This window comes from Kitasatospora phosalacinea, assembly GCF_030268885.1.
In the GTDB taxonomy this organism is placed as follows: domain Bacteria; phylum Actinomycetota; class Actinomycetes; order Streptomycetales; family Streptomycetaceae; genus Kitasatospora; species Kitasatospora phosalacinea_C.
On sequence record NZ_BSSA01000017.1, the window covers coordinates 113914 to 127806 of the forward strand.

The following is a 13893-nucleotide window of genomic DNA, read 5'->3' on the forward strand; positions in this document are numbered from 1 at the left end:
GGTGGCGGGCGCCAAGTACGTCGTCGAGGCCGACGGCGGCTCCCGGGGCAACCCGGGGCCGGCCGGCTACGGCGCGGTGGTCCGCGACGCCGACACCGGGCAGATCCTGGTCGAGGCCGCCGAGTACATCGGCCACGCCACCAACAACGTCGCCGAGTACCGGGGCCTGATCGCCGGGCTGAAGGCCGCCCGCGACCTCGACCCGGACGCCCGGGTCGCGGTCCGGATGGACTCCAAGCTGGTCGTCGAGCAGATGTCCGGGCGCTGGCAGGTCAAGCACCCCGACATGCGGCCGCTGGCCGCCGAGGCCCGCGGCGTCCTGCCCGCCGGGAACGTCACGTACGACTGGATCCCGCGCGAACGCAACAAGGCCGCCGACCGGCTCGCCAACGAGGCGATGGACGCCGGGCGGCAGGGCCGCCAGTGGGAGCCCGCCCCCCGGCCCGCCGCGCCCGCCGTCTCCACCGCCGCCGCCACCGACGAACCGCTGCCCGCGGCGGTCGCGGGGGCCGCGGGGGCCGTTGCGAACGCCGGGGCCGCGGGGGCCGTTGCGACCGCCGGGGCCGCCGGGACTGCCGGGGCCACCCCGCGGGCGGGCTGGGCCGGGCCCGCCGACCTCGGCACCCCCACCACCCTGGTGCTGCTGCGCCACGGCGAGACCCCGCTCACCCCGTACAAGCGCTTCTCCGGCAGCACCGGCAGCGACCCCGGCCTCTCCGAGAAGGGCCGCTGGCAGGCCGAGCGGGCCGCCGAATCGCTGGCCGCCCGCGGCACCGTGCAGGCCGTGGTCGCCTCCCCGATGCTGCGCACCCGGCAGACCGCCGAGGCCACTGCCCGGCGGCTCGGCCTGGAGGTGCGGATCGAGGAGGGCCTGCGCGAACTCGACTTCGGCGCCTGGGAGGGCCTCACCTTCGCCGAGGTGATGGAACGCCACCCCGACGACCTCACCACCTGGCTGGGCTCCGCCAAGGCCAAGCCCACCGGCAGCACCGAGTCCCTGACCACCCTGGCCCAGCGGGTCGCCCAGGCCCGCGACCGGATCATCGCCCGGTACGCCGGACAGACCGTGCTGGTGGTCTCGCACGTCAGCCCGATCAAGACCCTGGTCCGGCTGGCCCTGGGCGCCCCGCCGGACGCCGTCCACCGGATGGAGCTGTCCGCGGCCTCGCTCTGCGCCGTCCAGTACTACCGCGACGGCAACGCCTCGCTGCGGCTGCTCAACGACACCTCGCACCTGCGCTGAGGACTGCCGGGCGGCGGGCGACAGTCAGTTGACGGACGTCAAGCAGTTGACGTTCGTCGGGCTTCCGGCGGTTGCCGGTTGGTTGGGGTGCGCCGGGCGGCTGACGGTCGTCCGGCGGCTGGGAGTTCGCCGGGTCGATGCTCGTCGGGCTGATCAGTGGACGTCCGTCACCACCACGTCCAGCTGCCACGGCTTGCGCTCGGTGCCGCGTGCCGAGACCTCCACCCGGTGGCCCAACTGCTCCAGGGCGTCGACCAGTTCGCCGGGGGCGGTCGGCTCCAGGCCCGCCGCGAGCAGGTCGCGCACCAGGCGGCCCTTGGTCGCCTTGTTGAAGTGCGAGACCACCGAGCGCTTCAGCACCCCGTCCACCTCGCGCTCCTGCAGCACCCGCACCGTCACCGTCCGGCCGGCGACCGCGCCCGCGGGCTTCCACGCCGCCGCGTAGGCCGAACTGCGCAGGTCCAGCACCAGCCCGTCCGCGGCCTCCGGCAGCACCGCGTCCAACTCGCCCCGCCAGTACGGGCCCAGCGCACCCAGCGGCGGCAGCTTCACGCCCATCGAGCAGCGGTAGGACGGGATCCGGTCGCCGATCCGCACCGCGCCCCACAGTCCGGAGAACACCAGCAGCGAACGTTCGGCCCGGGCGTAGGCGGCCTCGTCCAGCTTGGCCAGACCCAGGTTGTCGAACAGCACCCCGGTGTACACCTCGCCCGCCGGGCGGGCCCCCGCTGTCAGCAGACCGGCGTTCTTGTCGACCTCCCCGCGCAGACCCTTGCTCAGCCCGAGCACCTCCGCCGCCCGGTCCCCGTCCCCGGCGCACAGCTCCACCAGCGCCCCCAGCACCCGCCGTCGGGCCCCGGTCAACCCCGGCAGCGACAGTTCCGCCAACTCCACCGGCGCGCCCGCCTCCGGCGCGGCCTTCCCCTCCGACGGCGGCAGCAGAACCAGCACGGCGACACCCCTTCAACAACCTGTAGCACCCGAACCCGACCACCCTAACGATCCGCCGACCCGCACCCCGAATCCCCGGCCCCTCGGGTGGGGGAGTGGGGCGCCGTGCTTGCGCGCGTGGGCAGGGTGGAGGGGAGTGCTTCGAGTCCCCGGGTCCTCGGGTGGGGGAGTGGGGGGGTCGCCGTGCTTGCGCGCGTGGGTGGGGTGGAGGGGAGTGCCCCGAGCCCCGGGCTTCTGGTGGGGGGAGTGAGGGCCGCCGCGCTTGCGCGCGGGCGAGTGGAGGGGAGCGCTTCGAGTCCCCTGGTGGGGGAGTGGGGGTGCCGCGCTTGCGCGCGTGGGCGGGGTGAACGGGGAGCGTCCCGGGCCCCAGCCCCCCGGGCCCTCGGTCCGAGCCCTCGGGCTCCCGGCGCGGCGAGTGGGGCGCGCGTGTCGCGCTGGCCTGCACGTGGGGCGGGCGCGGACAGCGGTGGCGCTGACCGGCGTTGCTGGGTGCCGCTGGGCGTCGCCGGGGCCGCGCGGGTCTGCTGTCGCTCCGGGCCCGGGCGGCGGCTGTCACCTGCCGCGGGCGGCGACCACGGCTGCGCCGCTGCCCAGGGCGGTGCAGAGCGGGGCGTAGAGGCGGCGGTCGAGGCGGACGAAGCGGGGGCTGCGGTCGGTGAGGAGTCGGGGGCCGACCAGGCCGCGGGCCAGCAGGACGGTCGCCACTCCGGCGGTGCCCGCCGTCCGGAGCCAGCGGGGGCCGGTGGCGGGGAGGGCCCCGCCGCGGGCGGCGACCAGGTAGGCGCCGGTGCCGAGCAGCCCCGCGACCCCCAGGCAGGCCGCGGCGGAGGGCAGCCGCTCGGGGGTGGTGCCGACCACCAGCTCGGCGAACTCGGCGCGGCTGCGGCACGGCCACGGCGTGCGCGCCCACAGCGCGTGCAGCCCGCCGATCGCCGCGAGCGTGCCCGCCACCGCGACCGCGGTGGTCCGCACCCCGCGCCCGGCCGCCGTCGCGCCCGGTCCCGCGTCCACGGCCTCCTCCCCGGTCCCGTCCCCAGCCCCGTCCCCAACCCCGTCCACAGCCACGTCCACCGCCACGTCCCCGCTCCCGTCCCGTCCCGGTTGCCCGCACCCGTCGCAGGCCGGCCGTCCCGCACCCGTTCGCACCGTCACGTGCTCGCCACCCCTCCCAAGGCCAATCCCCGTGCGCCACAACCGCCTTCGCGGCTGTTTCAGCGCGCCTTCCACGCTACCGCCGCTTACGCTGCGACCATGCCGCGCCGACACCTCAGCGTCCGGGCCGCCCAGACCGCCAGGATCAACACCGAGCTCGCCGACCTCAGGACCCGTCTGGAGATCCGCACCGACTGGTCGCCGGAGGTGCTCGCGGAGGCCGACCGGGCGGCCGCGCTGCCCCGGCTGCCGGAGTTCGACGCCACCGACCTGGACCTGTTCACCCTCGACCCGCCGGGTTCCCGGGACCTGGACCAGGCGATGCAGCTGTCCCGCCGCGGCACCGGCTACCGGGTGCACTACGCGATCGCCGACGTCGGCGCGTACGTCATCCCGGGCGGGGCGATCGACACCGAGGCCGGGCACCGGGTGCAGACGCTGTACTTCCCGGACGGGAACGTGCCGCTGCACCCGGCCCGGCTGTCCGAGGGCGCGGCCAGCCTGCTGCCCGGCGAGCTGCGGCCCGCCCTGCTCTGGCAGCTCGACCTGGACGCGGACGGCGCCCTCGTCCTGGCGGACCTGCGCCGGGCCCGGGTCCGCTCCCGCCGCCGGCTCGACTACGCGGGCGTCCAGGGGCAGGTCGACGCGGGCACTGCCGACGAGCAGCTCGGCCTGCTCGCCGAGATCGGCGCCCTGCGCGAGGCGCAGGAGCAGCGGCGCGGCGGCGTCAGCCTGCCCGTCCCGGAGCAGGAGGTGACGGCCGAGGACGGCGGCTACCGGCTCGGTTACCGGGCGCCGCTGCCCGCCGAGGGCTGGAACGCGCAGGTCTCGCTGCTCACCGGCACGGCGGCCGCCGAGCTGATGCTGGACGCCGGGATCGGCCTGCTGCGCACCCTGCCCGCGGCCCCGGAGTCCGCGTACGCCCGGCTGCGCCGCACCGCCGTCGCGCTCGGCGTGGACTGGCCGGAGGGCCTGCCCTACCCGGCGCTGATCCGTTCGCTGGACCCGAGCCGCACCGCCGACGCGGCCTTCCTCAACGAGTGCACCGGCCTGCTGCGCGGTGCGGGCTACCGCGCCTTCGACACCGCCCGCGGCACCGCCCCGCCCGCCGACCCGGTGCACGCGGCGCTGGCCGCCCCGTACGCGCACTGCACGGCGCCGCTGCGCCGGCTCGGCGACCGGTACGCGCTGGAGGTCTGTGCGGCGGTGGCGGGCGGTACCGACGTGCCGGGCTGGGTGCGCGACGCGCTGCCGCTGGTGCCGGGGCTGATGGAGTCCGGCGACCGGCGGGCGCACGAGGTGGAGCGGGCCTGCGTGGACCTGGTGGAGACGGAGCTGCTGCGCGGGCGGGAGGGGGAGGAGTTCGAGGCGGTGGTGGTGGACGTGGACGAGCGCCGTCCCACCGTCGGGACGGTCCAGCTGCGCGATCCGGCGGTGGTCGCCAAGTGCGACGCGTCCGGGCGGCTGCCGCTGGGGCAGCGGGTGACCGTCCGGCTGACCCTGGCCGATCCGGCCAGCCGCACCGTCCGCTTCGCGCTGGCGGCGGACGGGTAGCCGCGGGGAACACCGGAGCACGGGGACACCGGGGCCGGTCCGCGGGTCCCAGGAAGCGTTCACGAGCTGGTGGGATGATCGGACGATGAGCCGACCGAGCACCGTGCCGGACCGTCGTCACAGGCTGCTGATCCTGGCCGTCTGCTGCCTCAGCCTGTTCATCGTCGGCCTGGACAACACCGTCGTGAACATCGCCCTGCCCGCGATCCAGCAGGACCTGGACGCCCCCGCCTCCGGCCTGCAGTGGGTCATCGACGCCTACACCCTGGTGCTGGCCTCGCTGCTGATGCTCTCCGGTTCGGTGGCCGACCGGATCGGCCGCAAGCGGGTGTTCATGACCGGGCTGGTGCTGTTCGCGCTCGGCTCGCTGCTGTGCAGCCTCGCGCCCGGGCTCGGCTGGCTGATCGGCTTCCGGGCGGTGCAGGCGGTCGGCGGGTCGATGATGAACCCGGTGGCGATGTCGATCATCACCAACACCTTCACCGACCCCGCGGAACGGGCCCGGGCGATCGGCGTCTGGGGCGGCGTGATCGGCATCAGCATGGCGCTCGGCCCGCTGATCGGCGGCTTCCTGGTGGACACCGCGGGCTGGCCGTCGATCTTCCTGATCAACGTGCCGGTCGGACTGCTCGCCTGCCTGCTGACCTTCCGCCACGTGCCGGAGTCCCGGGCGCCCCGGGCCCGCCGCCTCGACCCGGTCGGGCAGGTGCTGATGGTGGTGCTGCTGGGCTGCGGCACCGCCGCGATCATCGAGGGCCCCGGCCACGGCTGGACCTCGCCCGGCATCCTCGCCCTGGCCGCGCTCGCGGTCGGCGCGCTGGTCGCCTTCCCGCTCTGGGAGCGTCGGGTCGCCGACCCGCTGGTCGACCCCCGGTTCTTCCGCAGCGCCCCGTTCACCGGCGCCACCGTCACCGCGGTGTGCGCGTTCGCGGCGCTCGGCGGCTTCCTCTTCCTCAACACCCTCTACCTGCAGGACGTCCGCCACTACAGCCCCGTGGTGGCGGGCCTGTGGACGCTCCCGATGGCCGGGCTCACCCTGGTCGCCGCCCCGCTCTCCGGCCGGATCGTGGCCGGTCGCGGCCCGCGCCTGCCGCTGCTGGTGGCCGGGGCGGCGATCGCCGCCAGCGGACTGCTGCTGACCCGGCTCGCCGAGGACTCCTCCGGGCTCCTGCTGCTGCCCGCGTACGCCCTGTTCGGCGTCGGCTTCGGCCTGGTCAACGCCCCGATCACCAACTCCGCGGTCTCCGGGATGCCGCTGGCCCAGGCCGGGGTGGCCGCCGCGGTCGCCTCGACCAGCCGCCAGGTCGGCCAGTCGCTCGGCGTCGCCGTGATCGGCACCGTGGTCACCAGCGCGGTCGCCTCGGCGGGCGGCTTCACCCCCGCCACCCACGCGGGCTGGTGGATCGTCACCGGCCTCGGCCTGACCGTCCTGCTGCTCGGCCTGCTCACCACCACCCCCTGGGCGGCCGGCACCGCCGCCCGGGTCGCCGCCCGCTTCGACCGGCCCGCGGGCACCCCGCGGAGGGACGCCGCCGGGCGCGCCCGCTGACCGTCCCGCCGCGGGCACCCGCGCACCCCGCGGTGCGGGGGCGTGCCGCGGAGCGGCTACGATGGCCAGTACGGCGGACGAGCCGGCCGGGCGGTCGCGTCGGGTCCCTTCGGGGCCCGCCGAGGAACGTCCGGGCTCCACAGAGCAGGGTGGTGGGTAACGCCCACCCGGGGTGACCCGCGGGACAGTGCCACAGAAAGCAGACCGCCTGCCGCTCCGGCGGCAGGTAAGGGTGAAACGGTGGTGTAAGAGACCACCAGCGACCGAGGTGACTCGGCCGGCTCGGTAAACCCCACTCGGAGCAAGGTCAAGATCGGTGCCTCCGGGCACCGTGCGCGGGTGTTCGAGGGCTGCTCGCCCGAGCTCGCGGGTAGACCGCACGAGGCTGTCGGCAACGGCAGCCCTAGATGGATGGCCGCCTCCCCGGCCCGCGCGAGCGGCCCGGGAGACAGAACCCGGCGTACAGGCCGACTCGTCCGCCGGCCTCCGGCTCAGGGGCCCGGCCGCGCAGCAGCGCGGCCGGGCCCCTCGGCGTTCGGCCCCGCGGTTGGTGGGCCCGCGGCGGGCGGGCGGCCCGGGCGGGGAGCGGAGGTCAGCCGACCGCGGAGTTGTAGGCGTCGATGGCGGGCTGGAGCTCCTTCGCGGCGTCGGCCAGGGCCTGCTGGGCGCTCTTGGCGCCGGAGACGGTCTGCTCGACGGCGGTCTCCACGCCCTTGCGGGCCTGCGGCATGACGCCGAGCAGGCAGCCCGCGGTGGCGGGGGTGGGCTTGGTGGCGGCCATCTGGTCGATGGCGGTCTTGAACTGCGGGTACTTGGCGACCCACTGCTGGTCGGCGGCGACGTCCAGGGCCTTGGTGTTGACGGGGAAGTAGCCGGTGCCGGTGTGCCAGGCGGCCTGCTGGTCGGGGGCGGTGAGGAACTTCTCGAGCTCCCAGGCGGCGCGCTGCTGGGCGGCGGAGTGGCCGGGGCCGGAGATCCACAGGGAGGCGCCGCCGATGACCGGGCCGCCCTGGTCGCCGGCCGCGGTCCTCGGGAACGGGGCGGTGCCGACGGTGAACTTGGCGGCCTCGGTGTAGCCGCGCAGCACGCCGGTGGACTCCAGGTGCATGGCGACCGTGCCGGCCTTGAAGGCGGCCTGGGCGTCGGTGGTCTGCCAGCCGGTGTTGGCCGCGTAGCCGCCCTTGACCAGGTCGGCCCACCACTGGACGATCTCGGCGCCCTTGGCGGAGTCGAAGGCCACCTTGGACGCCTTGCCGGTGCGGCCGTTGTCGGCGTCGCAGTAGAGCGAGCCGGACTCGGCCAGCAGCTCCTCGACGAACCAGCCGTAGACCGCCGCGCCGAAGCCGTACCTGACGGTCTGTCCGCTGCCGTCCTTCTTGGTCAGCTTCCGGGCCAGGTCGCCGAGTTCGGCCAGCGTGGCGGGCGGCTTCGCCGGGTCGAGCCCGGCCTCCGCGAAGGCGTCGGTGTTCAGGTAGAGCAGCGGCACCGAGGAGTTGAACGGCATCGAGGCGAGCCTGCCGCCGACCGAGTAGTAGTTGCGGATGTTGGGCTGCAGGTCGTCCAGCGGGTAGCCGTCCCGGTCGGCGAAGGCCTGGGCGGGGACGGTCTGACCGGAGTCGATCATGAAGCGGGTGCCGATGTCGTAGACCTGCACCAGCGCCGGGGTGGCCTTCTGCTGCACGGACGCCTTGTACTTGGCGACCAGGTCGTCGTAGCTGCCCTGGAAGACCGGCTTGACCTCGATCTTCCCCCGGTGCGCGGCGTTGAACGCGTCGACCAGGGCGGTCAGCGCCTCGGCGTTCTTGCCCGTCATCGAGTGCCAGAACTCGACGGTGGTCACCCCGGACGCCTGGTCGAGGGCGGAGGCGGCGGGCGCGGCGGCGTCGGAGCCGGAACCGCCGGAACCGGAGCCGCCGGAACTGCAGGCCGTCAGGGCCAGGCCGGACACCAGCAGGGCGGCGAGCGCGCGGGCACTCTTCTTCACGGGTCTTCTCTCTTCTACGAGGGTGGGTGCCGGAGAGTCGAGCGGGAGCGGGAGGCGACGGGACGTCAGCGGACGGCGCCGGTGGTCAGGCCGCGGACGAGGAAGCGCTGGCCGAACAGCACCAGCGCCAGCGTGGGCAGCAGCGACAGCACCACGCCGGCCAGGATCAGGCCGGGGTCGGCCATCTCGGAGTCGCGCAGCGTGGACAGGCCGATCTGCAGGGTCTGCATCTCGGCGGTGCGGGTGATGATCAGCGGCCAGAAGTACTGGTTCCAGGCGGACAGGAACACGTACACGGCGAGCGCGGCCAGCGTCGGGCGGCTCAGCGGCACCAGGATCCGCCACAGGAACCGCCAGTGCCCGGCCCCGTCGATCCGGGCGGCGTCCCGCAGTTCGGCCGGGAACTGCCGGAACGACTGCCGCAGCAGGAACGTCCCGAAGGCGGAGGCCAGGAAGGGCAGCACCAGCCCGAAGTACGTGTTGCCCAGCCCCCAGCCGGACAGCGTCAGGTAGTTGGGGACGACCACGGCCTCCCACGGCACCATCAGGGTGGCCAGGAACGCCCCGAACACCACCCGGCGGGCCCGCACCGGCAGGAAGACGAAGGCGTACGCGGCCAGCACCGAGGTGAGCAGTTGGGCCGCGGTGACCGCGCCCGCCACCAGCACCGAGTTGGCGTACTGGCGGGCCAGCGGCACCGCGTGCACGGCGCCGGAGAAGTTCCGCCCGGTGAGCGAGTGCGGCACCAGGGCGGGCGGGTAGGAGGCGATCTCGTCCGGGCGCATGAACGCACCGGCGAACACGTAGTAGACCGGGAACAGCACCGTCAGCGCGGCCCCGAGCAGGAGCAGGTGCACCAGCGAGCGGCCCAGCAGCGTGCGCGGGCGGGGGCGGCGGCGCCGGGCGGGGCGGGCCGGGGCGGGCGCGGTGGGCCCGGTGAGGGTGGCGGTCACGCGTAGTGCACCTTCCGTTCCAGGACGCCGAACTGGAGGGCGGTGCAGGCCAGGACGACGACCAGCAGCACCACGGCCTGGGCGCTGGCGGTGCCGAAGTCGCTGGAGCCGTAGGCGAACGCCTTCTGGTAGACGGAGTAGACCAGGGTGCGGGTGGCGCCGTCCGGGCCGCCCCGGGTGAGGACGTGGATCTGGCCGAAGCTCTGCAGCGCGTTCACGGTGGAGACCACGACCAGGAAGAACAGGCTGGGGCCGAGCAGCGGCACCGTCACCGAGCGGGCCAGCCGCAGCCCCGAGGCGCCGTCCAGCCGGGCGGCCTCGGTGATCTCGTCGGGGATCGAGCCGATGCCCGCGGACAGCACCAGCACGTTGTAGCCGAGGTTCATCCAGACCGTGGCCGCGGCGACCGAGAGCAGCGCGTACCGGGAGTCGGTGAGCCAGCCGACCGGGCCCAGGTGGAGCCGGGAGAGCAGGCCGTTGAGCACCCCGCTGGCCGGGTTGTAGAAGACCGAGAAGACCACCGAGGCGCTGGCCACCGAGAAGGCGAACGGCAGGGCGAAGGCCGAGCGCAGCAGTCGGACGCCGCGGATCCGGTTCTCCAGCAGCAGCACCAGAGCCAGCGCGCCGAGCACCCCGGGCACGACGGTGAACAGCACGAACAGCGCGGTGGTGAGCAGGGTGTCGCGGAACTCGGCGGAGGCCAGCAGGTCGGCGTAGTGCTTCCAGCCGACGTACCGCGAGGGCGCGCCGAACAGGTCGTTGGCGTGCGCGCTGAGGTAGAGGGTGCGCCCGAGCGGATAGGCGACGAACAGGACGAGGACGACGACGGAGGGCAGCAGGAAGGCCCAGGCGAGCCCGTGCTCCCCGAGGCGGCGCGGGCGCGCCGCCGGGGGTGGTGCGGTCGGCATGGTGCGCGTCCGCCTTTCGTGACGTCGGTTCCGGCCATACCGTGTCGCGCCCGAACGACGGGCCGGCGAGGGTGGGGTGAGCGGCGGGTGGCGCCTTTCTTACGCGTTCGCGTCAGAAAGGAGGGGCCTCGTGTGGCTACCCCACTTCCGCCCCTCCTGCACCTCCCGGGAACCGGTCGTTCGTCAGGTCCGGTACGCAGCAGGCCCGTTGGGTCGGGGTGGACGGTGTCCGAAGCTGTGCGGTCGCCGGGGAACGCGCGTCGGCGGGGGTTTCAGCGCAGCAGGCGGCGCTCCTTGGCGATGGCGACCGCGCCGGAGCGGGTGTCCACGCCGAGCTTGGCGTAGATCCGGCCGAGGTGGGTCTTCACCGTGGCCTCGCTGATGAACAGGGCCCGGGCGATCTCCTTGTTGCCGAGGCCCTGGCCGAGCTGGTCGAGGATGTCCTGTTCGCGGTCGGTGAGGTGGGGGAGCGGGGAGCGCATCTGGGCCATCACCCGGGACGCGACCGGCGGGGACAGCGCGGGACGGCCCGCCGCGGCGGCGCGGATGGCGGCGAACAGCTCCTCCGGCTTCTCGGCCTTCAGCAGGTAGCCGGTGGCACCCGCGTTGATCGCCCGGCTGATGTCGGTGTCGGTGTCGAAGGTGGTCAGCACCAGGACGTGGCTCGCGCCCGGCCCGGCGAGGATCCGCCGGGTGGCCTCCACCCCGTCGATGCCCTCGCCGAGCTGGAGGTCCATCAGGACCACGTCCGGCCGCAGGGCGGCGGTCAGCGACACGGCCTCCTCCCCGGTGCTGGCCTCGCCGACCACCTCGATCGCCGGGTCGCTGGACAGCAGGGCCAGCAGCCCGGCCCGGACCATGGCGTGGTCGTCGCAGATGACCAGCCGGACGGTGTCGTTCATGAACCGCTCCTCTCGTGTCGCCGCCGTCGGCCGACGCTACCGGCGCCCGGGCGGACCCGGCGGCGCGCCGCCCCGGGGCGCACCGGCCGGCGGCGCACCGGCCCGCGGCTCACCGGCCCGCCAGCGGGATGGCCGCGGAGACCACGGTGCCCTCGCCCGGGGCGGACTCGACGGTGAGCGTGCCGCCGAGCTGGCGCAGCCGGGCCCGCATCGCGGGCAGGCCGTGGCCCCGGCTGCCGCCGGCCGCCCAGTCGGTGCGCTCGTCGCGCCCGAGCCGGCCGACCAGGGCGGGGGCGAAGCCGCGGCCGTCGTCCGCGACGTCCAGCACGGCCTGGTCGCCCAGGTAGGAGAGGGTGATCGAGGCGTGCGCGGCCCCGGCGTGCTCCCTGGTGTTCGCCAGCGCGCCCTGGGCGATCCGCAGCAGGGCGGACTGGGCGGCGGCGGGCATCGGGGCGGGCTGTCCGTCCAGGTGGAAGCGGACGGCCAGGCCGCTCTCGGCGGCCTCCCGGTCGGCCAGGGCCTGCAGGGCGGCCTCCAGGGTGCCCTGCTCCGCGAGGTCGGCCGGGGCGAGGTCGTGGACGAAGCGGCGGGCCTCCGCGAGGTTCCGCGCGGCGATCGCGGCGGCCGTCCGGACGTGGCCGAGGGCGGCCGCCGGGTCCTGCTGCCACGTCCGCTCCGCGGCCTGGAGCAGCATCTGCTGGCTGGACAGGCCCTGGGCCAGGGTGTCGTGGATCTCGACGGACAGCCGCTCCCGCTCGGCGAGGGCGCCCTGGCGGCGCTCGACCGCGGCCAGCTCCCGCCGGGTGCGGACCAGGTCGACGATCAGCTTCCGCTGCCGGGCGCCCTGCCGCTGCATGTACAGGAACACCGCGGTGGCGAGCGCGGCGACCGCCGGGGGCAGCAGCAGCATCGTCGGGTCGAAGCCGCCCGGCAGGCGCAGCTCGGACACCACCACCAGCACCGTCAGCACCGTGACCAGCGGGATCGCGGCGCGCGGTGGCAGCGCCCGGAGCACCGTGTACACCAGCGGGACGGCGCACCAGGCGAAGCTGGGCGCCATCAGCACCAGCACCGCCCAGCTCGCCAGCACCGCCGCCAGCCAGGCCGACCGCCGCTCGGACAGCCCCGACAGGTGGCCGACGGCCAGCGCCAGGCTCAGCCCCACCACCCACGGCGTCAGCGGGCTGGCGAGGTGGTGCGTCAGGTACCTGGTCAGCGAGGTGCCGAGCAGCAGCAGGAAGGCCAGCCGCATCACGACGGTCAGCCAGCCCGCGTCCGGGTCCGCGGCCCGGGACAGGGGGTGACGCACCATGGCCGGCTCCTCCGTTCCTCCGTGCTCCCTTCGCATGGTGGACCGGGACGGCGGCCCGCACATCCACCGATCGGTTGACACGGATGTCCTCCATCATGCTCCGCGGAGCGAGCCGGTCCGCCGATCCGGGGAGGGGGTGCCGGGGCGAAACATGGAGGGCGAGGCCGGAGAGCACAGGGATCCGGCGCCGAACCGAAACCCGGTCCCCGAACACAGAAGCAGGAGCCGAAAATGAAGAAGCTGAGCACCCGCACCCGCGTCGTCACCGGTGCCGTTGCGGTCGCCGCGGTCGGAGCCAGCGTCGTCGGCGCCGTCACCGCCAGCGCCGAGACCCCGAACGCGGCCCCCGCCACCGCGGTCACCTCCGACGTCCAGAACAAGAACACCTTCCAGTCCACCCACCTGACGGTCGAGGCCGCCACCAAGGCCGCCCAGGCCAGCCTGGACGCCGCCGCCAAGGCCGGCCAGAAGGTCTCCGTCGCCGTGGTCGACCGCAACGGCAACGTGATCGTCGAGCTGCGCGGTGACGGCGCCGGCCCGCAGTCCTTCGAGTCGGCCGAGCGCAAGGCCTACACCGCGGTGTCCTGGAACGCCACGACCTCCGAGCTGACCAAGCGCCTGGCCCAGGCCCCGAACCTGAAGGACATCCCCGGCACCCTGTTCCTGGGCGGCGGCGCCCCGGTCCAGGTCAAGGGCGCCCCGATCGCGGCCGTCGGCGTGGCCGGCGCCCCCAGCGGCGACCAGGACGAGCAGTTCGCCCAGGCCGGTGTCGCGGCGCTCGACAAGTGACCCGCCGCGGGTGACGCCGCCGACCGCCCCCACGGCCCGGCGGTGCACGGCCCCGCGGGCCCGCTCCGGCACGGAGCGGGCCCGCGGGGCCCCTCGGCGTCCGCCCGGCTCAGTCCTCCCGGTAGACGGCCAGGGCCCAGATCACGAACACGTCCAGCGCGATGATGACCACGGACCACAGCGGGTAGTACGGCAGGTCCAGGAAGTTGCCGATCAGCCCGAGCGAGACCAGGAAGATACCGGCGATCCGGGCCCAGGCAGCCCCCTTGATCACGAAGAAGCCGACCAGGGCGATCAGCACGCCGATCACCAGGTGGATCCAGCCCCAGGAGGTCAGATCGAACCGGAAGACGTACCGGGGCGTGGTGACGAACACGTCGTCCTCGGCGATCGCCATGATGCCGCGGAACACCTCCAGGATGCCGCCCACCAGCATGATCACACCGGCGAACAGCACCATCCCGGAGACCCAGCCCCTGTTGGGAGGCCGGTGGGTGGCGCTCGCGGGCGGCGGCGTTGCGGTCGGACCGACAGACGAGCTCATGGAACCTCCTAGGCCGAAGCAGGTCTTGCTCCCGACCCTCCGCCACCCTCCG

Annotated in this window: 12 protein-coding genes and 1 other RNA gene; 5 read left to right on the top strand and 8 right to left on the bottom strand. The window is 74.8% G+C overall.

Annotated elements, in window-relative coordinates:
- Position 1 precedes the first annotated feature (1 nt).
- The gene (locus QSK52_RS23515; RefSeq protein ID WP_285738118.1) at positions 2-1243 is read left to right on the top strand and encodes a bifunctional RNase H/acid phosphatase; all 1242 of its coding nucleotides are present in this window, start codon (positions 2-4) and stop codon (positions 1241-1243) included.
- 153 nt (positions 1244-1396) lie between these two features.
- Here the strand turns inward: QSK52_RS23515 and yaaA are convergent, their stop codons facing one another.
- Entirely contained in the window at positions 1397-2194 is a 798-nt protein-coding gene (gene yaaA, locus QSK52_RS23520; RefSeq protein WP_285738119.1) for a peroxide stress protein YaaA, read from the bottom strand.
- A gap of 552 nt (positions 2195-2746) precedes the next feature.
- A complete protein-coding gene (locus tag QSK52_RS23525) occupies positions 2747-3205 on the bottom strand; it encodes a DUF3995 domain-containing protein (protein WP_285738120.1) in 459 nt (152 codons plus the stop codon).
- A gap of 240 nt (positions 3206-3445) precedes the next feature.
- Between QSK52_RS23525 and QSK52_RS23530 the strand changes: the two genes are divergently transcribed.
- The 3 genes from QSK52_RS23530 to rnpB all read left to right on the top strand — a co-directional run bounded on the left by QSK52_RS23530 (position 3446) and on the right by rnpB (position 6928).
- Positions 3446-4900, top strand: a complete 1455-nt coding sequence (locus QSK52_RS23530) for an RNB domain-containing ribonuclease (protein WP_285738121.1) — start codon at positions 3446-3448, stop codon at positions 4898-4900.
- 85 nt (positions 4901-4985) lie between these two features.
- Positions 4986-6449: an MFS transporter gene (locus QSK52_RS23535; protein WP_285738122.1), complete on the top strand. Its 1464-nt coding sequence runs from the start codon at positions 4986-4988 to the stop codon at positions 6447-6449.
- 78 nt (positions 6450-6527) lie between these two features.
- Positions 6528-6928: RNase P RNA component class A (gene rnpB / locus QSK52_RS23540), an RNA gene on the top strand.
- A gap of 113 nt (positions 6929-7041) precedes the next feature.
- On the opposite strand, the gene QSK52_RS23545 is transcribed toward rnpB, so the two are convergent.
- From QSK52_RS23545 to QSK52_RS23565, 5 genes are all read right to left on the bottom strand, one after another.
- Positions 7042-8433: an ABC transporter substrate-binding protein gene (locus QSK52_RS23545; RefSeq protein ID WP_285738123.1), complete on the bottom strand. Its 1392-nt coding sequence runs from the start codon at positions 8431-8433 to the stop codon at positions 7042-7044.
- Positions 8434-8498: 65 nt separating this feature from the next.
- Positions 8499-9386, bottom strand: a complete 888-nt coding sequence (locus QSK52_RS23550; protein ID WP_285738124.1) for a carbohydrate ABC transporter permease — start codon at positions 9384-9386, stop codon at positions 8499-8501.
- Positions 9383-10294 (bottom strand): carbohydrate ABC transporter permease, encoded by a 912-nt coding sequence (locus QSK52_RS23555; RefSeq protein ID WP_285738125.1) that lies wholly within the window; start codon positions 10292-10294, stop codon positions 9383-9385. The genes QSK52_RS23550 and QSK52_RS23555 overlap by 4 nt, the downstream gene beginning before the upstream one ends.
- 272 nt (positions 10295-10566) lie before the next feature.
- Positions 10567-11196: a response regulator gene (locus tag QSK52_RS23560; RefSeq protein WP_285738126.1), complete on the bottom strand. Its 630-nt coding sequence runs from the start codon at positions 11194-11196 to the stop codon at positions 10567-10569.
- 109 nt (positions 11197-11305) lie between these two features.
- On the bottom strand, positions 11306-12508 hold the full coding sequence (locus tag QSK52_RS23565; protein ID WP_285738127.1) for a sensor histidine kinase: 1203 nt from the start codon (positions 12506-12508) through the stop codon (positions 11306-11308).
- 231 nt (positions 12509-12739) lie between these two features.
- Here QSK52_RS23565 and QSK52_RS23570 point away from each other — a divergent pair, with 231 nt between their 5' ends.
- A complete protein-coding gene (locus tag QSK52_RS23570) occupies positions 12740-13297 on the top strand; it encodes a GlcG/HbpS family heme-binding protein (RefSeq protein ID WP_285738128.1) in 558 nt (185 codons plus the stop codon).
- A gap of 109 nt (positions 13298-13406) precedes the next feature.
- Here the strand turns inward: QSK52_RS23570 and QSK52_RS23575 are convergent, their stop codons facing one another.
- The gene (locus QSK52_RS23575; RefSeq protein ID WP_435053336.1) at positions 13407-13841 is read right to left on the bottom strand and encodes a DUF7144 family membrane protein; all 435 of its coding nucleotides are present in this window, start codon (positions 13839-13841) and stop codon (positions 13407-13409) included.
- Positions 13842-13893 lie beyond the last annotated feature (52 nt).